Source organism: Kitasatospora sp. cg17-2 (assembly GCF_054031055.1).
This window is the reverse complement of record NZ_CM132923.1, coordinates 8,567,851-8,591,535: the sequence shown is the minus strand read 5'-3', so window position 1 is coordinate 8,591,535 and position 23,685 is coordinate 8,567,851. Positions and strand designations below refer to the sequence as shown.

The following is a 23,685-nucleotide window of genomic DNA, read 5'->3' as shown; positions in this document are numbered from 1 at the left end:
GGGTTATCGCGGAACTCCACCCGACCGGGCCCGCCCGCCGTCCGCCGGGCGCGCGGACAGCCGACCGACCCGTCCGGGACACCCGGGCGGGCCGCGCGGCCGAGCTGGTTCAGCGGTGGTTCAGCGGTGGTTCAGAGCTGGTTCAGAGGTACTTGACCAGCTCGGGCATGAGGTCCTGGAAGGTGCGGCCGCCGGCCGGCTGCCCGATCGCGGTCATCTGCCAACCGGCCTGGGTGCGCTGCATCTTGGCCATGATCTGCGCGGTGTAGGCGCCGCCGCCGGTGAGCGTGTACCGGGCCAGTTCGGTGCCGGTCTGGGTGTCGACCAGCCGGCAGAAGGCGTTCTCGACCTCCTGGAAGGTCTGGCCGGTGAAGGAGTTCACGGTGAAGAGGATCTGGTCCACCTCGGCCGGTACGGCGTTGAGGTCGACGGTGATGGTCTCGTCGTCGGTCGCGTCCCCGGCGCCGCCAGTCAGGTTGTCGCCGCTGTGCCGCACCGAGCCGTCGTTGCTGGTGAGGTGCTGGAAGAAGACCACGTCGACCGGCTTGCCCCCGGAGAACAGCACCGCCGAGGCATCCAGGTCGATCTCCTGGGAGGCGAACAGCTTGGCGAGGAAGCCCTTGCGCTGCGCCGCCCGCCAGCCGAGGCCCATCCGTACCACGCCCAGGCGGCCTCCGCCCGGCTTCTCCAGGCTGAGCTTCTGCCCCTTCGCCAGCGAAACGCTCATCGCGCCCTCCTCGTTGATCGCACTCGCACCTTGAATCTACAGCACTGTAGATCTTTTTGGCGCTGCGGGACGCCTTCGTCCCGGGACACCTGCATACCCCGTGCGACCGCCGCGGATGCGGGCGACACCGCACCGCGCCCGGTCGGGGGGATCCGGGACGGCGGGGTCAGGCCGGCCGCTCCAGCCGGACCAGGGCGTCCACCGCCACCGCGCCGCCGCGCTCCTGGCCCTGGTCCTGGTCCTGCCCCTGATCCCGGTCCCGGTCCCGGTGGCCGGTCTCGGCGGCGACCGGACGGAGGACCCGCTCGGCCCGGACCGTCCGCAGACCGGCGCCGGCCAGGTCGGCGAGCACGTCCTCGGGGGTGTAGAGCACGGCCGGGTCCTGCGGGCCGCCGACCCCCTCGGTCAGGTTGCTGGAGTCGTGCCCGACCACCAGCAGGGTGCCGCCGGGCGCGAGCGCCGCCGCGGCGCACCGCAGCGCCGCCCGGCGGTCCTCGGCCGGGATCTGGAGGTAGGCGACCACGACCAGGTCGTAGCCCTCCGGCGGGGCCTCGAAGCCCCGGGCGTCGCCGTGCCGCCAGGTCAGCCGGTCGGCGACCTCGTCGGGCAGCGAGGCGGTGAGCCGTTCCGCGCGGCCCAGGGCGACGGTGGAGAAGTCGAGCCCGGTGACCTCCCAGCCGAGACCGGCGAGCCAGATGCTGTTGCGGCCCTCCCCGGCGGCCAGGTCCAGGGCCCGTCCGGGTGCGAGTCCGGCCAGCTCACGGACCACCCAGGCGTTGGGCCCGGTGCCCCAGACCAGCTCGCTGGCGGCATAGCGCTCGTCCCAGGCGCGGCTGTCCATGGCCGTTCTCCGTTCGACGCGGGGACTTCTCGGGAGGCCACCGTACCGGTCCCCCGACCGACCCACCGGGCGGCCGACCGGTCCGCGATTCACCCGCCGGGCACCCTTGACGGCGAATATTGGTCCAGTCCAATCTGTGATGTCGTGATGCACCGGCCCCGGCCGGTCCGCGTCGAGGCTCTCGCACGCCGTGCACCCGTACGACCCCGCCTTCTGCCGCACCGTCTTCACCCGGCCGCGCGCCCCCACAGCGCCCGGCCCGGCTCCCCTGGCCCATCCGGGCCGTCGCACCGCCGGAAACCCCACTCCTCCGGAGGACCACCGCATGCACGACCGTGTCATGTCCGCGCGCCCTGCCGAGCGCCGGGCCGCCGCGCCGCGCCGACGAGCGCTCGCACTCGCCCTGGCCGCCACCCTCAGCACCGGTGGCGCCGCCCTCGCGCTCACGCTCGACACCGCCTCGGCCGCCGCCGTCAACCTGCTCACCAACGCGGACCTGGAGACCGGCACCCTGGCCGGCTGGACCTGCGCCAACGGATCCGTGGTCACCACCCCGGTCCACGGCGGCGGTTACGCGCTCAACGGCGCCGTCTCGGCCTCCGACACCGCCGAGTGCCGGCAGACGGTCGCCGTCCTGCCGAACACCACCTACACCCTGGCCGGCTGGGTCCGGGGCAACTACGTCTACCTCGGCGCGACCGGGACCGGCGTCAACTCCCAGAGCTGGACGCCCGGTACGGGCGGCTGGACGCAGCTGAGCAGCACCTTCACCACGGGCGCGGGCACCACCTCGGTGACGGTCTTCACCCACGGCTGGTACGGCACCGGCGCCTACCAGGCCGACGACCTGAGCCTGACCGGCCCGGCCGGACCGACCGGCACCGCCAGCCCGACGGCGACGAACAGCCCGACCGCCACCAGCAGCCCGACGGCGACCGGCAGCCCGACGACCAGCCCGACCGCGACCGGCAGCCCCACCACCAGCCCCACCGCGACCAGCAGCCCGACGGCGACGAACAGTCCGACCGCCACCGGCAGCCCCACCGCGACCGGGACCGCGACGCCCACCGCCACCTCGACGGCCACCGGCCCCGCCGGGGACGGCAAGGTCACCACGCCGGCCGGCGTCACCGTCACCAAGGTCACCCACAACGCCGTGGTGCTCCAGTGGCAGCCGTCCACCGCGACCGCCGGTGACGCCCCGGTCGCCTACAAGGTCTACGCGGGCGACCAGTTGGTGGCCACCTCGATGGGCACCTCGGTGGCGATCAGCTCGCTGCTGCCCGCCCGCGGCTACGCCTTCACCGTCCAGGGCTACTCCGGCAGCCACGCCTCCGCCCAGTCGGCCCGGGTCAGCACCACCACCGCCGCGGCGCCCGCCAGCAGCCCGTTCCGCTCGGCCTACTTCGACCAGTGGGGCGTCTACGAGAACGCGTACCACGCGAAGAACGTCGACACCAGCGGCGCCGCCGGCAAGCTGGACGTCATCAACTACGCGTTCGCCAACATCCACCCGACCAACCTCACCTGCTTCCAGGCGGTCAAGGCCTCGGACTCGGCGAACGAGAACAACCCCAACGCCGGTGACGGCGCCGGTGACGCGTACGCCGACTACCAGGCCGACTACAACGGCGCGGCCAGCGTGGACGGCAGCGCCGACACCTGGGAGCAGCCGCTCAAGGGCAACTTCAACCAGCTGCGCCAGCTCAAGGCCAAGTACCCGAACCTGAGGTTCACCATCTCCATCGGCGGCTGGACCTACTCCAAGTACTTCTCGGACGCGGCGGCCTCCGACGCCTCCCGGAAGAAGTTCGTCTCCTCCTGCCTGGACATGTTCCTCAAGGGGAACCTGCCGGCCAACGTCGCCGGTGACCCGGCCGGCGGCGCGGCCTCGGCGGCCGGGCTCTTCGACGGCGTCGACCTCGACTGGGAGTACCCGGGTTCGGCCGGCGGCCACACCGGCAACCACACCTCGCCCGCCGACAAGCAGAACTTCACCCTGCTGCTGAAGGAGTTCCGCACCCAGCTGGACACCCTCGGCAACGCCCAGGGCAAGCGGTTCCTGCTGACGGCGGCGCTGCCCAGCGGCCAGGACAAGATCGCCCAGCTGGAGACCGACAAGATCGGCGCGTACCTCGACTACGCCGACATCATGACCTACGACATGCACGGCTCGTGGGACGCCAAGGGCCCGACCAACCACCAGGACCCGCTGCACGACAGCCCGGCCGACCCGACCACGCCGATCACCCCGGGCAACCGGAAGTACAACATCGACACCACGCTCACCGCGTACACCACCGGCCTGCCGGAGTACGGCATCGCGGGCGGGTTCCCGGCGGCCAAGCTGGTGCTGGGTGTGCCGTTCTACTGGCGCGGCTGGACCGGCGTGCCGGCCGGCTCCAACTTCGGCCTGTACCAGAGCGCGACCGGTCCGACCCCGGCCAAGCCGCTGAGCGCGGAGGCCGGTCTGGCCGCCTGGAAGGAGCTCAACCCCACCGCCGCCAACACCCACTGGGACCCGGTGACGGAGTCCTCCTGGGTGTACGACGGCACCAACTTCTGGACCGGTGACACCCCGCAGGCCGTCCAGGCCCGCGGCGCCTACGCCAGGAGCAAGGGGCTGGCCGGGATGTTCGCCTTCTCGCTGGAGAACGACGACGCCGCCGGGACGATGCTCAACGCGATGAACAGCAGCCTGAACTGACGCTCAGTCGGACAGCGGGGCCCGGCCGGGACGATCCGGTCGGGCCCCGCGTGCGACTAGGCGTGCCCCGTCCGACGCGGCGCACGTGGGCGGTTCGGCCCTCCGGCACCTGGGCGGTTCAGCGCTCCGGCACCGGGTCGACGCCGTTCCTGCGGCGGGCGGCCGAGGGGCGGCAGCGCAGCAGCCGGCCCGCCGTGAGGCGGGCGCCGCGCACCGCGCCGTGCCGGTGCAGGGCCTGCACGGCGTAGGTGGAGCAGCTCGGCGTGTACAGGCAGCAGGCGGGACGCCTCGGGCTGATCTCGGTGCGGTAGTGGCGCACCGCGCCGTAGAGCACCCCGGCCACCAGGCCCTTCGGCGCGGGCGCGGCCCGGTCGGCCGCACGGGCCCCGGCGGCGCCTCCCCGGCCGGCGGTGAGGGCGAACCGGAGTCCCGCGACCAGGGCCATCGGGAGCAGCGCGAGCAGGCAGGGCCCGTCGCACCCGCCGCCTCCCCCGCCGCAGCCCCCGTTGCCGCCACCACAACCGCCGTTGCCACCACCGCCGTTGCCACCGCTCCGGCAACCGCCGCCACCCCCGCCGCCACTGCAGCCGGGAGGCAGGAAGTCGTCGAAGTCGTTGTCCTTCTTCCGCTCGCCGTGCCGGCGCAGGTAGGCCTTCCACTCCTGCTGCCGCCGCTTGCGGTCGCGCCGTTCCTCGGCCGGCAGCCACCACCAGGCACGTCCGGGACGCTGGGTCGTCGGGAACTGCTCGCCCTGACCGGGCTGCTGGTACGCCACTGCTCGCGATTCCTCTCGGCGCGCACGCCGGGGCCGACCCCCAACGGCCCGATCAGATTATCGAAGGCCCGGATCGTGGGGGTCGGCCCGCAGGAGAATCCCGCGCGGTGCGCTCAGCCGCTGCCGCCACCCAGGGTGGGGAACAGATCGGTGAACGTCTGGGTGGTGACCGAGACGCTCCGGCCGAACGGGTCGTCGAAGTCCCAGATCAGGAACAGCAGGAAGGCGATCAGCGCGCTGAACGCACCGGCCAGGATCAACTCCCGCGGGGAGCGCCGGATCTGGAGGAAGAACACCATGCCCACCGTCACCACGGCGCCGACGATCAGGCCGAACCAGACCACGCCGGGCATGCTCGGGCCGGCGTTCTGGCCGCGCGCGTTGCGGGCGTCGTCGACGACGCTGATCCGGTCCAGCATCGGCTGGTACGCCTGCGCCTCCAGGTCGGAGGCCGGCGGGCGGGTCGCCACATCGGTGCGCAGCTTGTCCAGCAGCTCGGTGCCCCGGTCGGAGATCTCGCCGTTCTCGCGCATGTACGTCCACTCCACGTCGACCACGTAGGAGACGTAGGCGTCGACGTCGGCCCGGATCTTGTCGCGGACCTCCACCGGGTAGACCTGCGCACGGGCGCTCACCTCGTGCAGCGCCTGCGCCTCGCGGAAGACGTCGTCCTGTGCCGCGCCGCGGGTCTCCCAGACTCCGGCGATGGCCAGGCCGAGCACGATGGCGTAGACCACGCCGATCATCATCGTCATGTACTCGATGACGTCGGGTGTCTCGTCGGTGTCCTCGTCCGCACCGGCGCGGCGGTGCCTCAGCAGCACCACCGCCACCACCACGGCACAGGCCGCCAGCATGGCGATGGCCAGCGCCAACCATTCGGACATCGGGACTCCTTTCTCGGTCGGGGATCGACGGGAGTCGATCGGAATCAGTCGGACAGGTGGGTCGGGCCGTACCGGGCCCGGCACACGGGGAACAGGAAGGCCCACCGGTCGGGCGGGCGAGGACGCAAGCGGGAGGAACGGAACAGGGGGCGCGGCGGCGTCAGGAGCCGCTCGAACCGCCGGAGCCGCTCGAACCGGCGGAACCACCGGCTCCGGCGCGACCGCCGGCACGTCCCCGGCCGCCTCCTCCGCCACCGCGCGGGCGCAGCGCCGCCACGGCGAGTACCGCGGGCACGGTGACCACCAGCATGGTCCGGGTCGGCGAGTGGCCGTGGTGCACGGGCGGCGCCGGAACGGGCTGGGCCTTCGGAACGGGCCGCAGCGTCGGGGCCGGGCGGACCGGGCTGGGCTTCGGGGACGTCGGCGTCGGCGTCGGGACCGGGGCCGGCGGCGCCGGAGCGGGCGGCACCGGGGGCGGGACCGCCGGTGCCGTGGACGGCTGCGGGCTCGCGGGTCCGGGCGAGGGCTTCGGCGGTGACGGCGTCGGGGTGGGCGCGGGCGGCCGGGGCGACGCGGGCGGCGGGGTGGGCCGCGGCGTCGGGGCGGGCGGTGCGGGCGGCACCGGGGCCGGGGTCGGAGCCGGCGGCGGGGTCGGCACCGGGGTGGGAGTGGGGGTGACGGTCGGCGTCGGGGTGGGCGTCGGCGTCACGGTGGGGCTCGGGGTGGGCGTCGGAGTCGGCGTGGGCGTCGTCCGCGTCGGCGTGGGAGTCGGCGTCGGCGTCGGCGTCGGCGTCGGCGTCGGGGTGAGCGTCGGCGAGGGGCACGGGTGGTGGTGCGTCGGCCTCGGCGGCCAGGGCCTGGTGGGCCACGGCTTCGGGTGGTGCAGGATTCCGGAGAGGTCGACGTCCACGCCCACCTCGACGTCCACGTCCACGTCGGTGCCCACGCCGTCCCGGCCCACTCCGACCGACACGCCGGTACCGGTGTGGACGCAGGTGTCGACGACCGGGCCGTGCGGGTGCCCGCCGTGCCGGTCCGCCGAGGAGCGGGCGGTGGCCGAGCCGGTCAGCAGCGCGCAGAGCGCGACCACACCGGCGGCCGCTCCGACCAGTCGGACCCTCCGCGCCCGCGGGTCGACGCCCTTGGCGCGGCCGGTTCCGGGTAAGACGGCGCGGCTGCTGGGGGCGCCGTCCGCCGACGCCCGGTCCGCGGTCACGGTGCCCCGTCCATCGGTATCCGCCGGGGCGGCTGGTGCTGCGGCATGGGCTCCATGCACCTCTCGTGTCGTCAGGAGGACCGGCCCACGCCGGAAGGGGGGCCGACACCGGACGGCCCGCCGCAGTGGGCGGGCCGTCCGGCATCAGGTGAAACGATCATGCGGAGAGCCGGTTACGGCCGCCCCGGGGCGTGCGACCCGGGCGTGCGAGCGGACCGGCGCCGCGACGTGACGCCGCGGCACGCGACTCAGTGGCGGCCGTGGGCGATCTCGACGTTCTCCAGGACACCGACGGCGTCCGGCACCAGGATCGCGGCCGAGTAGTAGGCGCTGACCAGGTAGGAGATGATCGCCTTCTCGTCGATGCCCATGAAGCGGACCGAGAGACCCGGCTGGTACTCGTCCGGGAGGCCGGTCTGGTGCAGGCCGATGACGCCCTGGTTGTCCTCGCCGGTCCGGATCACCAGGATGGAGCTGGTGTTCTCCTTGCTGATCGGGATCTTGTTGCACGGCAGGATCGGCACACCGCGCCAGGCCGGCACCTGCTGTCCGCCGAGGTCCACGTGGTGCGGGTAGATCCCGCGGGCGTTCAGCTCACGGCCGATCGCGGCGATCGCCCGCGGGTGGGCGAGCAGGTAGTCCGGGTCCCGGCGGCGGCTGAGCAGCTCGTCCAGGTCGTCCGGGGTGGGCGGGCCGGAGTGGGTCTGGATCCGCTGGGCGAAGTCGGCGTTGTTGAGGAGGCCGAACTCCGGGTTGTTGACCAGCTCGTGCTCCTGGCGCTCGCGCAGCGCCTCGATGGTCAGCCGGAGCTGGTGCTCGATCTGGTTCATCGGCTGGTTGTAGAGGTCGGCGACCCGGGTGTGCACCTTGAGGATCGTCTGCGCGACGCTCAGCTCGTACTCGCGCGGCTTCAACTCGTAGTCCACGAAGGCGCCCGGCAGCTGGTACTCGCCGTGGTGGCCGGCCGACATGGCGATCTCGGCCTCGCCGCGCTCGTTCTGGCGCTGGAGCGGCAGGGCCAGGAAGGCGGTGAGGTGCTCCTGCAGCGCCGGGGAGTTGTCCCGGATCTGCTCGAAGTCGCGGCGGGGCAGCGACAGCACCGTGCCCGCGGTGACCGTCTTGGCGGTGAACTCCCAGACGGCGTCCTGGTCGAGCACGGACTGCTCGCCGAACCGGTCGCCGTCACCGAGCACGCCGACCACCGTCTCGTCACCGTACTTGCCTGTGCCGATCTGGTTGATCTTGCCGTGCGCGATCAGGTAGATCCGGTCCGCCGCGTCACCGCGCTCGGCCAGCACCTCGCCCGGGCCGAAGTCGCGCTGCTCGCAGCGGTCGGCCAGCGCGGTCAGCACCTCGTCGTCCTCGAACCCGCGCAGCAGTGCCAGCTCACCCAGCTCCTGCGGGATGACCCGGACCTGGGAACCGGTCTTGATGAACTCGACCCGGCCGTCACCGACGGTGTAGGTGAGTCGGCGGTTGACCCGGTAGGCGCCACCGGCGGCCTGCACCCAGGGCAGCACCTTGAGCAGCCAGCGGGAGGTGATCTCCTGCATCTGCGGCGCGGACTTCGTGGTGGTGGCGAGATTGCGGGCAGCAGCCGTCGTCAGGCTCGACTGCGCCACCTGCGGTGTCTCCGGGGCCGTCTCCACGGTCATCGGCAGGGTTCTCCATTTCGTGTGATCAGTCACGCCGACCCGTCGCGCGACCGGCGGCAGCCGGGGGCCAGGTATCGACGGATCATCAGATACGCGTATCGGTGCGGGTGTTGACTGTCTTCGCGATGCGGTGCGCCCGCTCGGGCGATCCACCGGAACCCTAGATCACCACCGCACGGCCCATCCCGTACGACAACCGAGTGCCCCCCGATTGGGTGAATCTCTCCGATCGGAAGGTTTGAATCCGTCACCCTTGCGCCGGTGGGCCGTCACGTTTCTGCGCATGCGAATCGTCCAGACGTAGGAACGATTCACCCCACCCGAACGGAGCAGCGCGAAGACCGGCACCCCGACCGGTGGGGTACCGGCCCTGCAAACACCTGTTCGAGACTCGAACAGAGTGCGAATCCGGGTGCCGGCCGGCCCGCCGCGGGCGCCCCCGAGCCCCGCCCCGGTCACCTCCCGGGCCCGGCCCCCGGCCCCGGTCACTCCCCGGGCCCGTCCTCCGACCGGGCCGCGCGCCTGGCCTCCCGCAGGTTGCGCCGGTGCACGGTCCACCACAGCGCGCCCACCGTGACGGACAGGACGATCAGGACCGGGGCCAGCACCGGCCAGCGGCTGTCGGCGAGCCGGATGTCGGCCAGCAGCAGCCCGGCCACCGCCGCGACCGGGACGAGCAGCGCGGCCAGGGCCCGGCCCGTCGCGGCCACCACCCCCGGGTCCGCGCGGGCCCGGTGCAGTCCGGGCCAGCCGAACGGGTCGCCGCCGAAGTAGTGGGCCACCCCGCGGACCGCCAGCCGGTCGGTGGCCCAGGTGTAGGACAGCGCCATGTACGGAAGCCAGACCAGCGGGGCGACGGTACCCATCAGGAGGACCAGCGCCAGCAGCGACCACTCCCCCGCCGACCGCCAGCGGGACGGCGGCGGGACAGTGTCCTCGCTGGTGATGCCGAGCAGGCGGGCCATCCGCCGGACCAGCTCCAGGAACCCCCGGAGGCGGCCGGGGGGACGGGAGGCGTCGGGCTCCGGGCCCTCCGCGAGCGCCCGTTCGGCGGCGGCGAGGTCGGGGTGGGCGCCCTGGAGGACGAGCAGCTCGGGGGCACGGGCCCGGTCGGTCGGGTCCTTCCCGGCGAGGGCGGCCAGCTCCAGCAGCAGCTGCGCCTGGGCCAGCAGGGCGGTGCAGAAGGCGAACGGGATGAGCCAGAGGAACGGCCCGCCGACGAAGGCGCCCTCGCTCTGGCTGACCAGCCGGGCGTGGTCGACGGCCCGGGCGGCGAGGTCGCCGGTGGTGGCCTCGGGATGGGCCGCGCGGAGTGCCGCGACCCGGCGCGCGGCCCGGGGGCCCCGGTGGCGGACGGCGAAGACGGCGAGCAGTTCCGGCAGCCGGGCGGGGTGGGCCCGCATCGAGCGCACCAGCTCGGCGACGGGAGCGCCCTCCTTCGCCGCTCCGGGGACCGCGTTCGGGGCGGCCGCCGGGGTGTCGGGCTCGCCTGCGGGCCCCGGCCGCCCGGAGTGTTCCGGTCGTGCGGGGTCCGGGTGCTCGGGGTCCGCGTCTGTCTTCGGGGCCACGTTCGTCCCACCGCTCCGCCGCACGCTCCGGCCGTGCCCGGACCGGCGTCCGACCGCGCGCGGCCGACCGCTCACCCGGGCCTTCCTCCACCCTAGGCCCAGCCCTCCGGCTCCCGCCTGCCGGACGGCCGGGCGGCCGCCCGGCCGGGGTCAGGCGACCTCGAAGCCGTGCCGGACCCGGTCGAGGCGGCCGACCGCGAAGTCCTCCTCGGAGATCCAGAAGGAGACGTTGACGCACTCGCCCCAGTCGACGGCCAGCGCGCCGCTCCCGATCTGGAGCAGCGGGCGGTGGCCCTCGGGTCGGCCGGTGTCCGTGTCGCACCAGCCCAGCAGCCGGACCTCGGGCCGGGGCAGCCGCTCCGCGACGTCCTGGGCGAGGTCGAAGGCGACCAGGAAGTCGTCCGGGAACAGCCGCTCCAGCTCCTGGTCCTGGTAGGACGGCGCGGAGAGCGCCCAGGCGGCCCGGACCGGCACGGCGGGGACGGCGGGCGTGCCCCGCTCGACGGCCGGGGCCGGCCGGGGCGGCGCACCGGCGGGGACGTGCAGCACCCGGCAGCCCCGGCCGGTGAAGTCGGAGAGCCATTCGTCGTGGAAGAAGAGCAGCAGTCCCTCGGCGGGCAGCGGCCACCTCTCGGTGCCCGGCCGGGTGGACCGGAAGGCCGCGGCGAGGGCGGCGCAGTCGAGCTGGGCGAGCAGCTGCATCGGGCGGCCGCCGGCCTCGGGCCAGGCCGTGCCCGCCGGAAGCGCGGGCAGGCCGCCGAGCTGCCCGACCGGCACCGTGTCCGGACCGGGGGCGGCGCCGGTGCGGTCCGAGGGCCCCGAAGGGTCCGGGAAGTCCGCAGGGTCCGAGGGGTTCGAGGAGTCCTGGTCCGGCAGCCGGTCCAGGACCAGGGAGGAGCGGAACAACCGCTCCACCAGGGGCGCCGGCCGCTCGCCGACCCGGGCCCGGATCAGCTCCGCGACGTCGCCCGGAATCGGCGGCGCGCCCTCGGCGGGCGCGGCCACGGGGGTGTCGGTGGTCACGAGTTCGGCCATGCGCCAAGCCTGCCACGAGGGTCCGACAACGCCGGTCGGCCGACCCCGCGCACGGCGGGCGACAACGGCGGACGCGGTGGGAACGGCGGGAACGGCGGTCGGGAGAAGCGGACGGGAACGGCGGCCGGGAACGCCGAAGGCCCCGTCAGGTGCCGGTACGGGGGGATGATCGGCACCTGACGGGGAGCGGGCCGACGACCTGCCGGCCCGGCTGTGGGAGTGGTTCAGGCGCAGGTGATCTCGTTGCCGGGGACCTGGAAGATGCCGGAGTCACTGGCCGCACCGGCGGCGTACTCGTAGTAGAGGTACGTGTAGAAGTCGATCCGCGCGCCGTTGCCGCAGACCGAGTCGGCGCCGATGGTGTAGGTCAGCGTGACGGTGGTGGTGGCGCCGGCGGCGACCGGGACGGAGTGGTGGACCAGTCCGCTGGTGGCACCGGTGTCGCAGGCGGTGACGTTGCCGCCGCAGGAGGAGAAGGCGTACTTCAGGCCGGTGTTCAGGGTGGTGTTGTAGGTCGGCTGGACGGACTCGTAGACGAAGTACGCGGCGGTGTCGTGCGGGTTGGTCAGCGTCAGCGTCAGCGTGACGGCCGAGCCGGGGGTGGCCGTGGTCTTGTCGACGGAGACCGACAGCAACGGGGTGTCCGCGTGGGCGGGGGTGGCCGACAGCAGCAGGCCGATGAGGAGGGCGAGGATCGCGGGCAGGCCGGTACGGCTCAGAAATGAAGTGCGCATGACCAAAGAGCGTAGGTGGCCCCGCCCGCGCCGGGGCCCGCCTCCGTACCGGTCCGTACTGGCATATGACAGCGGAGCGGACGCCCCGGGCCATAACCTCCCGATTGCGCCCCGGTTCCGCCCACTCCCCGGCGGCCGGACGCCTACCCTCCGCACCCGACCGTCAGAGCGGCGGCGGCAGAATGGCGCAGAGCGCCTCCAGCGCCGCCGGGTAGGCGTGGTCCGGCGGGGTCGCGTAGCCCACGACCAGTCCGTCCGTCGCCGGCATCGCCTCCGCCGCGAGCAGCGGGTGCCGGTAGTCGGCCAGGCCGTCCAGGACCAGCCCCCGGTAGGCGGCGGCCTTGAGCACCGAGCGCTCCGTCCCGGGCGCGAGCCGGAGCACCGCGTGCAGCCCGGCCGCGATCCCGGTGACCTCGATGTGCGGGGCGTGCTCGGCCAGCGCGCCGACCAGCCGGTCCCGGCGGTCGCGGTAGCGGCGGCGCATCCGCCGGACGTGCCGGTCGTAGCCGCCGGAGTCGATGAACTCGGCGAGGGTCAACTGGTCCAGGGCGCTGGCCCAGGCCTCCCGCTCGCCCTTCGCCGCCAGCACCCGGTCCACCAGGTGGTCGGGCAGCACCATCCAGCCGAGCCGCAGCGCGGGGCTGAGGCTCTTGCTGGCCGTGCCCAGGTAGACCACCCGCTCCGGGTCCAGGCCCTGCAGGGCGCCGACCGGCTGCCGGTCGTAGCGGAACTCGCCGTCGTAGTCGTCCTCCAGGACGAGCCCGCCGCGGCCGCGCGCCCAGTCGACCACCGCCGCGCGCCGGCCTGGGTGCAGCGGTCCGCCGGTCGGGAACTGGTGGGCGGGCGTCAGCAGCGCGGTGCGGATCTCCGGATCCTCCGCCAGCCCGCCCACCCGTGCGCCGTGCTCGTCGAGCGGGAGCGGGCGGGTGGTGGCCCCGGCGGCGGCCAGCAGCCCGCGGTGGAAGGCCAGCCCGTAGCCCTCGACGGCGAGCGACCCGGCCGTCCGGGCCGGGAGGACCGCCCGCGGGCCGTCGAACAGCAGCCGCAGCGCGTGCGCGAAGCCCGAGCAGACCACGATCCGGTCCGGGTCGGTGCGGACGCCGCGGGCCCGGGCCAGGTAGTCGGCGAGCACGTCCCGCAGTTCGCGCCGGCCCTGCGGATCACCGGGCCCGAACGCCTCGTTGGGCGCGGCGGTGAGCGCCCGGCGCCCGGCGGCGAGCCAGGCGGTGCGCGGGAAGGCGGCGGCGTCGGGCTGACCCTGCCGCAGGTCGTGGGCGGGGCGCGGGGGGCGGGAGGAGCGGCGGGCCCGGGTCGGGGGGACGGGTTCGGCCCGTTCGGCGACGGTGGTGCCGGAGCCCTGACGGGCGGTGAGCCAGCCCTCGGCGACCAGCTCGGCGTAGGCGTCGGCGGCGGTGTTGCGGGCGATGCCGAGGTCCGCGGCGAGCGCGCGGTAGGGCGGCAGCCGGGTGCCCGGGGCGAGCCGGCCGCTGCGGATCGCCTCGCGCAGGGCGTCCATCAGGGCGGACCGGCGGCTGCCGGTGGCGGGCAGGTCGAGGTGGAGGTCGGCCCCGGTGGGGCCGGCGGATCCCGCGGCCCCGGCAGCCCCTGGGGCGGAGCGCCCGGCGGCCGACGGGGCGGAGGGGGCCGAGCGGTTCGCGCCCGTCGTGCTCTCGGCGGGGCGGGCGGTGGTGGGCCGGGTGCCGGCGGGGCGGGTGGCGGCGGTGGCGTTCCCGTCGTCCGGCCGGGTGGTGCCCGGCCGGTGCCCCCACCGGGCGGCCGGGCGCGGTGCCTCGGCCGCTCCGGCGGGACTGCGGCGGGGTGTCCGGGGCGGATCGACCGAGGTGTCCGTCATGGTCCCGCAGCCTAGCGCCGGGCCGCGGCGGCCCCGGGGCCGGGCCTGCCGCCCCCGGGGCCGCCGGACCGCCGGGCGCGGTCCGCCGCCGGTCCGCTGCCGGTCCGGCGCGGTTCAGTACCGGTCAGTCGATCCGGATCGAGTCGACGATGAACGAGCGCACGTCGTTGCGGGTGCGCTCGGCCGGCGTCGAGTCGGTGGAGCAGGCGCTGACGGTCAGCCAGATGTTCCCGGACTGCGGGACGCAGACGACGATCGCGATCACGTCCGCGTTGCCGCCGATCACCTGGTGGTCGCCGTCGCCCGCGAGGTCCCAGACCTGGAAGCCCTGGCGCTGCAGCGCGGTCCGGGCCAGGCCGAGGCAGTCGCCGAGGGTGTCGTTCTTGGTGAAGGTACCCCAGTGTGCGTACATGCGGGTCTCCCGTTCGTGCCGTGGTGGCGGCCGCCGCCGGAGTGGTCCGACCCCGGTGGGGGCCGTACCCGGAGCTTCGGGGAGCGGCTGTCCCGGGTGCACGGGGCCGGGGTGCTGTTCCGGCCCCGCTCTCCGACCGGGACCGGCGCGGGGGGACTCCGGGGCCGGACCGCACCACAGCGGCCGCCGGACCGCCCCTCCGGTGCGCCGGGCGGGCGGCGGGACTCCTGCATCGGTGTGCGGTTCCGCCTGCGATCGGGTGACCTTATGGTCGGATTATGTCGCTATAGGCGTGTCGACTGGCTATTCCTTCGCCATGACCAACACCAGGAAGTACCTGCTCGCCACCGGCCTCGGCGCCGCACTGGCGGTCCTCTCCGCCGGCCCCGCCCTCGCGCTCGACTGCGACACCCCCGTGCACCACGCCCCGACCGCCCCGGCCCACGCCGGCCTCCCGGGCGGCCTCCCGGGCGGGGGCGGCGGCACCGTCTGCATCAACGAGGGCGGCGCCTACGCCAACGGCGTCGTGGCCAACTCCCCGGGTGTGCTGTCCGGCAACCAGATCCAGATCCCGATCAACATCCAGACCAACATCTGCGGCAACAGCCTCTCCATTCTCTGACCGGTGCCCGGCCCGCGCCCGAGGTTCGCCCGGCGCCCCCGCACCGACCGCACGAGGGCCCCGGCCCCGGCACCCGCCGGGGCCGCGGCCCTCGTCCCCTTTCCCCGCTCCCCAGCCGCAGTGGCCACCGGCCACCAGCCACCGGCTACGGCTACGGCACCACGGTGACCGGCCAGCGGCCCGCCTTGACCAGCCGCACCGCGACCGATCCGATCACCCGGTGCCCCGCCTGTTCGGAAGCGCCGACCACCACCGCGTCCGCCCGCAGCTCGTCGGCCAGCCGGGCCAGGCCCGTATAGGGGTCGCCGCGCACGGTGAGGAAGCGCCACTCCACCCGCCACACGTCGCGCAGCCGGTGCTCGGCCTCACGGACGGCGGCGAGCAGTTCCTCGGCGATCTCCTGGGTGGTCTCCTCGACGGCGGCGCCCGCGAGCGCGGTGGCCGCGCCCAGCACCGGCTGGATGTACGCGATCGCCAGGGTGGCGTTCTGCCGCCGGGCCAGGCCCGCCGCGTAGGCGGTCGCCCGCCAGGAGGAATCCGAGCCGTCGAGGCCCGCCACGATCATCTTGGGCCCGTCGGTGCCCAGCTCGAACCCGGACGGCGTCACGGCCACGCCCGGCTCCTCGGCCCCGTCGGCGGCCGCCGACCCCTGCTCCGCATCGCTCTCGTTGCTCATGGCCCGAGGCTATGCCGGACACGGTGGGTGATCGCACGGGGCACGGCGGGTGAGGGCTGTGGCCCGGACCACCCGGCACCACCGCCGCACCCCGCCCGGAACCCCGATTCCCGCACCCCGCGCGACGGGACCACCACCGCGCGTCGACCGTGTGCCCGGCCTCACAGACCCCCCGGAGTGGCCCGGACCACTTCCAGCCAGTATTCGATCTTGAAAATGCGGACATATGCCTTCAAAACAGGCCAATATCAAGATCCATACCCACGGTAACCCCCCACTGACGTGCCTAAACCTACGAATCCTTGAAACCCCACCCCCACCCCCGTAACTTCGAATGCGTCGCACCGAACGAGCACACCGCTCACCGGCAACACCCCGTGCGAACCCCGCGAAACCACAAGCCCCCAGGGCCTGGTTCCGCACGCCCGCATCCCCTTCCGCAAAGGAAACCCATGACCTTCCGTAACGAGACCGCCACCGCCACCACCGCCACCAAGCGCCGCAACCGCGTCCGGACGGCACTGATGGCCGGGGCGGTCCTCGCCCTCCCCGTGGCCGGCCTCGTCACGGCCAACACCGCCTCCGCCGCCCCCGCCGGCGTCTGGGACAAGGTCGCCGCCTGCGAGGCCACCGGCAACTGGGCCATCAACTCCGGCAACGGCTTCTACGGCGGCCTCCAGTTCACCAGCTCCACCTGGGCCGCCTTCGGCGGCACCGCCTACGCCCCCCAGGCCCACCAGGCCACCAAGGCCCAGCAGATCACCATCGGCGAGAAGGTCCTCGCCGCCCAGGGCCCCGGCGCCTGGCCCGTCTGCTCCGTCAAGGCCGGCCTCACCAAGTAACACCCCCACCCCCACACAGGGGGCGCACCACAACAACGCCGCTGCACCCGACCACCCCCACCCCGGGGACGGCCAGGTGACCAGCGGCGTCGTGCGTCCCCCGACGGACGAACACCCGACCGGCGTCAGACCGCCCGACCACCCGCCCAGTCGTACAGACGGCGTGCGCCGTCTCCCAGACGGGTCGCGTAGAGCGTGCCGGCGCTGCCGCCCGCGAGCTCCTCGGTCGTGGTGGTGACGCCCACGACCGTGCCGGTACCGGTCCGGGGGTCGAAGCCGATCAGGTGGGGGCCTCCGCTGGCCCCGTGCGACATGTCGCAGGACTCGCCCCACAGCAGCGGGGCCGCCGGACCTTGGCGGGCGGGGCCGGCACAGTGGATCATGCGCGAGCCCGCGTACTTGGCTGCGGGATCGTTGAGCCGGTCCTTCGGATACCCGAAGGTGTCGACGAACTCGCCCGCCACGGGCCGGGTGAACGCGATCCGCTGGCTTCCGGTGACCTCGGCGACCCGCCGCCCGTCGGCCGAACGGTTCAGCACCAGCATCCCGGTGTCGTGGCCGGCCGCGGCGACGGCGTCCGAGGTCGTGCCGCCCGGGTCGGCGTCCCAGCGGGAGGACGTGGCCATGCTCCGGACGCTGAAGCCGCCGAGCGGTTTGGTGCCGTTGCGGTAACCGGGGACGAAGTACAGGTTGTGGCGCCAGGTGTCGTCGGCGGTGGCGGACCCGACACCCCGCAGACAGTGCGCGGCGGTGACGGCGGTGCTGCGGTTGGCGGTGGTGACGACGGTGGCGGTGCAGCTGCCGTCGTAGCCGTCGGAGAAGGTGAAGAACAGCCGGCCCACGCTGCGGTTCACCGCGCCGCCGTGGGTCCAGACCGCCCCCGGGTCCGGGGCGCCGGCGGGCAGCGGCCGGGGGTCGTCGGGCGTGCGGTCGTCCTCGGGCACGGGCGTGATCTCGGGGACGAGGGCGCCCGCGAGCCGCATCCGGTCGGGCGTCCAGTAGCCGTCGATCCGGTCGCGCTCCTCGGTGGTCGTGGCGCCCGCGTGGGTCGTGACGGACTCGCGTTCCGCGGCCACCGCAGCGGTCGGCAGCAGCGCCGCCGCGGTCGCGCTCACCAGCAGCACCCCCAGGGCGGCGCGCCCACGCCGGAGGGCCCGGTCGGTGGCGGTGCTTCCGGGCGCCCCGGCGGTGGTCGGTGTCTTGGCGGTGGTTCCAGGTGTCTTGGACATGACCGGGACGCTAGCCAGGACACATCCGGCTTCTGTGTGGACTGCGTCGCGGACGCCCGGCGATCGGGTCAGGATCCGGTAAAGGCGTCTCGGTCGTGTATCGGCGCGCACCTGGGTGGTCGGGCGTATGCGGCCAGCCAGTATCCTTTACGGACTGTCGGGACTGATGGCACACCAGCACGAGGGAGCGCATCCGTGGCGGACACCGGACTGCTGGCCCACCAGCGGCAAGCGCTGATCGCCGAGATGGTGCGCCGCAGCGGGGCCGTGCGCGTCGCCGAGCTGGTCGACCAGTTGGGCGTCTCGGACATGACCGTGCGGCGCGACCTCGACGCCCTGGAGCGTTCGGGCGTGGTGAAGAAGGTGCACGGCGGCGCCGTCTCCGCCTCGGACACCGCCATCGACGAACCGGGCTTCGAGGCCAAGTCCGGCCTGGAGTCGGCCGCGAAGGCCGCGGTGGCCGAGGCCGCCGCCACCCTGGTCGAGCCGGGCAGTGTCATCGCCGTCGCCGCGGGCACCACCGCCTACGCGGTCGCGGCCCGGCTGCTGCACATCCCGCGGCTCACCGTCGTCACCAACTCGCTGCCGGTCGCGGAGCTGGTCCGCTCGGCCGGCGACGAGCACGGGACGGGCGCGCCCTCGCTGCTGCTGACCGGCGGGGCGCCCACGCCCTCGGCCGCGCTGGTCGGGCCGCTGGCCGACCAGGCCGTCCGCTCGCTCCACGTCGACCTGCTGATCCTGGGCGCCCACGGCGTCTCCGAGCGGGCCGGTCTGACCACGCCCAACCTCGCCGAGGCGCAGACCAATCGGGCGCTGGTCGCCTCCGCGCGCCGGGTCGCCGTCGTCGCCGACCACACCAAGTGGGGCGTGGTCGCGCTCAGCGGCTTCGCCACGCTCGACGAGATCGACGTGTTCGTCACCGATTCGGCGCTCAACGCCCAGGCCCGGGCGGCCCTGACGGAAACCGTCGGCGAGCTCGTCGTCGCCCCGGTCGCGGAGGCCTGACCGACCCCTCGCCGAGGGAGGAGCCGGGGCACGGACCGGAGCCGGGGCACGGACCCGAGCCGGGGCACAGGCACGGGCCGGGGCACGGACCCGAGCCGGGGCGCGGGCAGGCGCCGGGGCCGCGCCTTCTCCAGCCACACCCCGATCCACTTCGCGGCCACTGCCGCGCCCTCCCGTCCTGCCGATGGACGGCGGCCCAACACCGTCCAGAACCAAACACATTCAAACGCAATGTGAAATTGCACACCTGCCTCTGATGGGCCGTCAAGTACCCTTCGCCGCCGAGATCAAGTCGTGACGCGCCATATGGGACAAGTAATGACAACGGCCTCCGCGGTTCGCACGCCCTCTTGAGTGACAGGTTCAGTCATGTCTATGCTGCGTTGCTTTCTGTTCGAAAAAGAGACAGAAAGCATCACGGCGACTCCCCTGCCTGCCGCACCTCAGCGCCTCCACGCACCCCCACCCACCCCCACTCGCGCCCTGGAGCGCCCATGCGCAGAACCGCGCCGAACCTCCCCCGCAGCCTGTCCCGAGCCGTGCTCCGAGCAGTGCCCCGCACGCTGCTCGCCCTGACCCTCGCCTCGGCCGGACTCGGCACCCTCGCCCTCGGCCCCTCGGCGACCCCCGCCGCCGCCGTCGAGAACGGACAGGCCCTCACCCCGCCGATGGGCTGGAACTCCTGGAACACCCTCGGCACCGCCGTCACCCAGCAGGAGGTCCTCCAGACCATCGACTTCATGGTCTCCCGCGGCCTGGTCGCGGCCGGCTACAACACCGTCACCATCGACGACGGCTGGTCGCTGGGCCACCGCGACGGCCAGAGCGCCGACTTCGCGAAGACCGCCGAAGGCGCGATGCAGCTGTACGACGCCAACCGCAACCCGGTCGCCGGCACCGACGGCAACGGCTTCGACCTGACGAGCGGTCACCTGGTGCCCGACCCGCAGCGGTTCCCGGACCGCACCGTCGACGGCCGGACGCTCAACGGCATCGAGTACCTCTCCTGGTACGCGCACAGCAAGGGCATGAAGTTCGGCCTCTACGCCACCACCACCTACACCACCTGCCAGGGCCGGCCCGGCAGCCTGGGCCACGAGACCGTCGACGCCGCCGACTTCGTCTCCTGGGGCGTCGACTACGTCAAGTACGACGACTGCCCCTACGGGCCGAAGATCATCGGCCCCGACGGCCACGACTACTACACCCAGGGCATCGGCCGCGAGCTCACCCGCTCCATCTACGCCCGGGTGCAGGACTTCCGCCGGGCACTGGACGCCGCCTCGGCCGCGCGGAACCGGCCCAGGGTCACCCTCAGCGTGTCCGCCCAGCCGGTGCACTCCGGCGTGCCCTACCTGCTGGCCGCCGACGACCCGGCCCGCACCGATCCGGTGGTGGTCGCCGCCGGCACACCGGAACGCGAGGCGCCCGGCTACGCGCCGACCGGCAAGTGGTGCGGCCAGGTCGCCAACCTGTGCCGGATCGGCGGCGACCGGGGCCCGGACCTGGACGGCGTGCTGTACAACGGCCAGCTGCGGACCGCACTCCAGTACCCGGCCAACGTCCGGCCCGGCAGCTGGAACGACATGGACATGATGTTCGCGGGGTGGCTGAACCCCTACGGCATCTACGGCACCACCGACAGCTGCGTGTGCCACAAGCCGATGACCGACGACGAGTCGCGCAGCGAGATGTCCGTGCTCGCCATGATGGCCTCCCCGCTCATCAGCGGTGCCGACCTGCGGACCGCCGCCGACTCCCGGCGCAGCTACCAGGGTTACACCTGGTCCACCGGCATCAGCGACTCGGCGCTCGCCGTCTACAAGAACGCCGACGTCATCGCGGTGAACCAGGACCGCCTCGCCAAGCCGGCCACCCTGGTCGGCCACGCGCCGAACAACGCCACCGACCCGATCGTGCTCAAGCGCCAACTGGCCGACGGCGACACGGCGGTGCTGCTGATCAACCAGGACCCGTCCGGCTGGCGGAACATCACCACCACGCTCGCCGACCTCGGACTGACCGGCCCCGGTTACACCGCCAAGGACCTCTGGACCGGCGCCACCGGCACCTTCACCAACTCCCTCGGCGGCTGGGTCCCGGCCCACGGCGTCACCATGTACCGCCTCAAGGCGCTGCCCACCACCGTCCCGGCGGCGGTCGTCGGCGACGGCCGCTACCACGGCATCAGCGCGGGCGGCACCGGCGGGCAGGTGCTGGAGGTCAACGGCATGTGCTCCGCGCCCGACGGCTCGGCCACCGACATCAACACCTGGTGGGACTGGCACACCTCGGAGCAGTGGAAGTTCACCCCGAACCCCGACGGCACCGTCCGGATCACCGACAACTGCGACACGCCCACCCAGACCCACGGCACCCTGACCGGCGGCAGCGGCAACGGCTCGTCCGCCTGGGTGCTGAACCGCTGGGACCCCAACAGCCCGAACCAGAAGTGGCGGGTCACCCAGAACGCCGCCACCGGCGCGCTGAGCATCACCAACGTCGCCAGCGGGCTCGCCCTGGAGGCCCCTCGGTCCGCGCCGACCTCCTCGGTGGTCCTGAACCCGCCGAACCCGGCCGCGGCCGGCCAGGCCTGGACGCCGCTGAACTGAGCCGCCCGCTCCACCGGCCCCGCCCGGAGTGATCCGGACGGGACCACCCACCCCCTCAAGCCGGTCCGACCGGTCTGCCGCCCGGCTCCCCCGCCAGGCCGGCCGGTCTGTTTCCCCCGCCCAACTCCGATCCCTCGATGGAGGATTCGTGCGAACCCCCGACGCCCGACCGGCGCGCCGTGCCGCGTCCGCGCTCACCGCACTAGCCCTGTTCGCCGGCGGCGGCGCCGTGACGGTGGGGCTCCAGCTCGCGACCGCACCGCCGGCCGCGGCCCTCGACAACGGCCTCAACCTGACGCCGCAGATGGGCTTCAACAACTGGAACTCCACCTACTGCGGGGCCCAGTTCAACGAGGCGATGATCAAGGGCATCGCCGACATCTTCGTCTCCAAGGGCCTCAAGGCAGCCGGCTACCAGTACGTCAACCTCGACGACTGCTGGGCCCTGCCCCAGCGCGACGCGAGCGGCAACCTGGTGGCCGACCCGGTCCGCTTCCCGCACGGCATCAAGTCCCTCGCCGACTACGTGCACGGCAAGGGCCTGAAGTTCGGCATCTACTCCAGCGCCGGCGACCACACCTGTGACGTCAAGGGCTTCCCCGGCGGACTCGGCCACGAGCAGCAGGACGCCGACCTGTGGGCGTCCTGGGGCGTCGACTACCTCAAGTACGACAACTGCAACAACAAGGGCGTCGACGCGCGGACCCGGTACAAGGCCATGGGCGACGCGCTGAAGAAGACCGGCCGCTCGATCCTCTACAGCATCTGCGAGTGGGGCAGCACCGGGCCGTGGAACTGGGCGCAGCCGGTCGGCAACTCCTGGCGCACCACCGGTGACATCAGCGACAACTGGCAGAGCATGATCTCCATAGCGCAGGCCAACCAGGGCCTGGCGAACTACGCCAAGGCCGGGGCGTTCAACGACCCGGACATGCTGGAGGTCGGCAACGGCGGCATGACCGGGACCGAGTACCGGACCCACTTCAGCCTCTGGGCGCAGATGGCCGCCCCGCTGATGATCGGCACCGACCTGCGGACCGCCGAGCCGGAGACCCTGGAGATCCTCACCAACACCGATGTGATCGCGGTGGACCAGGACCCGCTGGGCAAGCAGGGCTCCGTGGTCTCCCGGGAGAACGGGCTGGTGGTGATGAGCAAGCCGCTGGCGGACGGCAGCCGTTCGGTCACCCTCACCAACGAGGGCTCCTACGACGCCACCATCAGCACCACCGCGCAGGCGGTCGGGATCGGCGGCGCCGAGTCCTACAAGGTCAAGGACCTGTGGTCGAAGAGGACCAGCACCGGCAACGGCGCGATCAGCGCGGTCGTGCCCGGCCACGGCACGGCGATGTTCCGGGTCACCCCGAGCTCGCCGGTCTCCCCGCCCTCGGGCGTGACCCGGCTGAGCGACCTGCCGTTCACCTCGGCGACCAACTTCTGGGGCCCGGTGGAGCGCGACCGCAGCAACGGCGACCACGTGGCCGGCGACGGCGGGACGATCACCATCCGCGGCGCCCAGTTCCCCAACGGCCTCGGGGTGCACGCCCCCAGTGAGGTCGGCTTCCACCTCGGCGGGACCTGCCGCAACCTGGTCACCGACGTCGGCATCGACGACGACGCCTACGGCAACGGCTCGGTGGTGTTCCAGGTCTTCAAGGACGGTGTGAAGGCCGCCGACAGCGGTCCGGTCACCGGCCAGGACCCGGCGCGGCGGCTCACCGCCGACCTCACCGGGGCGCAGGAGCTGAAGCTGGTCGTCACCGACGGCGGCGACGGCACCTCCTGGGACCACGCCGACTGGGCGAACGTCCGGGTCGCCTGCGGCGACGGTCCGGCCGCCGGGACGTACCAGGTCTCCGACCTCAACTGGTCGGCGGCGGGCAACAGCTGGGGCCCGGTCGAGCGCGACATGAGCAACGGCGACAACCAGGCGCGGGACGGCGGCACCATCACCATCGGCGGTGCCACCTACGCCAAGGGCCTGGGCGTCAACGCCTTCAGCGAGATCGTCTACTACCTCGGCGGCGCCTGCTCCTCGATCAGCACCGATGTCGGCATCGACGCCGAGGCCCAGGGCCGGGGTTCGGTCTCCTTCGAGATCTACGCCGACGACACCAAGGTCGCCGACAGCGGCCGGGTCACCTCCGCGTCCGGCGTCAAGCACCTGACGGCGGCGCTGGCCGGGGCCAACGAGCTGCGGCTCGTGGTGACGGACGGCGGCGACGGCACCAACAGCGACCACGCCGACTGGGCCGCGCCGGTGCTCACCTGCTGATGCCGACCCGGTGAC

At 73.6% G+C, this 23,685-nt stretch carries 18 protein-coding genes and 2 pseudogenes; 7 read left to right on the top strand and 13 right to left on the bottom strand.

Going from position 1 to position 23,685, the window contains the following annotated elements; genetic code table 11:
- Window positions 1-142: 142 nt before the first annotated feature.
- Together ACW14Y_RS36100 and ACW14Y_RS36095 are read right to left on the bottom strand one after the other, a co-directional pair.
- Window positions 143-727 (bottom strand): TerD family protein, encoded by a 585-nt coding sequence (locus ACW14Y_RS36100; RefSeq protein ID WP_375911163.1) that lies wholly within the window; start codon window positions 725-727, stop codon window positions 143-145.
- Window positions 728-893: 166 nt separating this feature from the next.
- Window positions 894-1,568, bottom strand: a complete 675-nt coding sequence (locus ACW14Y_RS36095) for a class I SAM-dependent methyltransferase (protein ID WP_380305185.1) — start codon at window positions 1,566-1,568, stop codon at window positions 894-896.
- 325 nt (window positions 1,569-1,893) lie between these two features.
- Between ACW14Y_RS36095 and ACW14Y_RS36090 the strand changes: the two genes are divergently transcribed.
- The gene (locus ACW14Y_RS36090) at window positions 1,894-4,275 is read left to right on the top strand and encodes a glycosyl hydrolase family 18 protein (protein ID WP_402722640.1); all 2,382 of its coding nucleotides are present in this window, start codon (window positions 1,894-1,896) and stop codon (window positions 4,273-4,275) included.
- A gap of 118 nt (window positions 4,276-4,393) precedes the next feature.
- On the opposite strand, the gene yidD is transcribed toward ACW14Y_RS36090, so the two are convergent.
- The 9 genes from yidD to ACW14Y_RS36045 form a co-directional block, all read right to left on the bottom strand.
- Complete coding sequence (gene yidD, locus ACW14Y_RS36085; protein WP_456984853.1) at window positions 4,394-5,050, bottom strand: membrane protein insertion efficiency factor YidD; 657 nt, start codon at window positions 5,048-5,050, stop codon at window positions 4,394-4,396.
- 113 nt (window positions 5,051-5,163) lie between these two features.
- Window positions 5,164-5,937 carry a bestrophin-like domain gene (locus tag ACW14Y_RS36080; protein WP_380305179.1) on the bottom strand — a complete coding sequence of 258 codons (774 nt, stop codon included), beginning with the start codon at window positions 5,935-5,937 and terminating at the stop codon, window positions 5,164-5,166.
- Between the two features lie 160 nt (window positions 5,938-6,097).
- Window positions 6,098-7,153: a hypothetical protein gene (locus ACW14Y_RS36075; protein WP_456984852.1), complete on the bottom strand. Its 1,056-nt coding sequence runs from the start codon at window positions 7,151-7,153 to the stop codon at window positions 6,098-6,100.
- Between the two features lie 248 nt (window positions 7,154-7,401).
- Window positions 7,402-8,808 (bottom strand): family 2B encapsulin nanocompartment shell protein, encoded by a 1,407-nt coding sequence (locus tag ACW14Y_RS36070; RefSeq protein WP_380305173.1) that lies wholly within the window; start codon window positions 8,806-8,808, stop codon window positions 7,402-7,404.
- Between the two features lie 485 nt (window positions 8,809-9,293).
- Complete coding sequence (locus ACW14Y_RS36065; protein ID WP_380305171.1) at window positions 9,294-10,376, bottom strand: hypothetical protein; 1,083 nt, start codon at window positions 10,374-10,376, stop codon at window positions 9,294-9,296.
- 150 nt (window positions 10,377-10,526) lie between these two features.
- A complete protein-coding gene (locus tag ACW14Y_RS36060; RefSeq protein ID WP_456984851.1) occupies window positions 10,527-11,411 on the bottom strand; it encodes a DUF1963 domain-containing protein in 885 nt (294 codons plus the stop codon).
- A gap of 224 nt (window positions 11,412-11,635) precedes the next feature.
- Entirely contained in the window at window positions 11,636-12,145 is a 510-nt protein-coding gene (locus tag ACW14Y_RS36055) for a hypothetical protein (RefSeq protein ID WP_380312982.1), read from the bottom strand.
- Between the two features lie 163 nt (window positions 12,146-12,308).
- Window positions 12,309-13,997 (bottom strand): MocR-like pyridoxine biosynthesis transcription factor PdxR, encoded by a 1,689-nt coding sequence (gene pdxR, locus ACW14Y_RS36050; RefSeq protein ID WP_456984850.1) that lies wholly within the window; start codon window positions 13,995-13,997, stop codon window positions 12,309-12,311.
- Between the two features lie 124 nt (window positions 13,998-14,121).
- Window positions 14,122-14,409 carry a hypothetical protein gene (locus ACW14Y_RS36045; protein WP_380395333.1) on the bottom strand — a complete coding sequence of 96 codons (288 nt, stop codon included), beginning with the start codon at window positions 14,407-14,409 and terminating at the stop codon, window positions 14,122-14,124.
- 316 nt (window positions 14,410-14,725) lie between these two features.
- Here ACW14Y_RS36045 and ACW14Y_RS36040 point away from each other — a divergent pair, with 316 nt between their 5' ends.
- Entirely contained in the window at window positions 14,726-15,031 is a 306-nt protein-coding gene (locus ACW14Y_RS36040; protein ID WP_380311208.1) for a chaplin, read from the top strand.
- A 151-nt stretch (window positions 15,032-15,182) separates the two neighbouring features.
- Here the strand turns inward: ACW14Y_RS36040 and ACW14Y_RS36035 are convergent, their stop codons facing one another.
- A complete protein-coding gene (locus ACW14Y_RS36035) occupies window positions 15,183-15,596 on the bottom strand; it encodes a universal stress protein (protein WP_045943418.1) in 414 nt (137 codons plus the stop codon).
- A gap of 563 nt (window positions 15,597-16,159) precedes the next feature.
- On the opposite strand from ACW14Y_RS36035, the gene ACW14Y_RS36030 reads away from it, so the two are divergent.
- Window positions 16,160-16,549 (top strand): transglycosylase family protein, encoded by a 390-nt coding sequence (locus ACW14Y_RS36030; RefSeq protein WP_456984849.1) that lies wholly within the window; start codon window positions 16,160-16,162, stop codon window positions 16,547-16,549.
- A gap of 125 nt (window positions 16,550-16,674) precedes the next feature.
- Here the strand turns inward: ACW14Y_RS36030 and ACW14Y_RS36025 are convergent, their stop codons facing one another.
- On the bottom strand, window positions 16,675-17,778 hold the full coding sequence (locus ACW14Y_RS36025; protein ID WP_456984848.1) for a trypsin-like serine peptidase: 1,104 nt from the start codon (window positions 17,776-17,778) through the stop codon (window positions 16,675-16,677).
- A 195-nt stretch (window positions 17,779-17,973) separates the two neighbouring features.
- Here ACW14Y_RS36025 and ACW14Y_RS36020 point away from each other — a divergent pair, with 195 nt between their 5' ends.
- The 4 genes and pseudogenes from ACW14Y_RS36020 to ACW14Y_RS36005 form a co-directional block, all read left to right on the top strand.
- Window positions 17,974-18,783, top strand: coding sequence for a DeoR/GlpR family DNA-binding transcription regulator (locus ACW14Y_RS36020; protein ID WP_380311202.1), 810 nt, complete (start codon window positions 17,974-17,976; stop codon window positions 18,781-18,783).
- Window positions 18,784-19,277: 494 nt separating this feature from the next.
- Window positions 19,278-21,395, top strand: coding sequence for an alpha-galactosidase (locus tag ACW14Y_RS36015; protein WP_456984847.1), 2,118 nt, complete (start codon window positions 19,278-19,280; stop codon window positions 21,393-21,395).
- A 148-nt stretch (window positions 21,396-21,543) separates the two neighbouring features.
- Window positions 21,544-23,217, top strand: a pseudogene (locus ACW14Y_RS36010) (NPCBM/NEW2 domain-containing protein); the annotation flags it as partial.
- Between the two features lie 36 nt (window positions 23,218-23,253).
- Window positions 23,254-23,670 (top strand): annotated as a pseudogene (locus ACW14Y_RS36005) (NPCBM/NEW2 domain-containing protein); the annotation flags it as partial.
- Window positions 23,671-23,685: the final 15 nt, after the last annotated feature.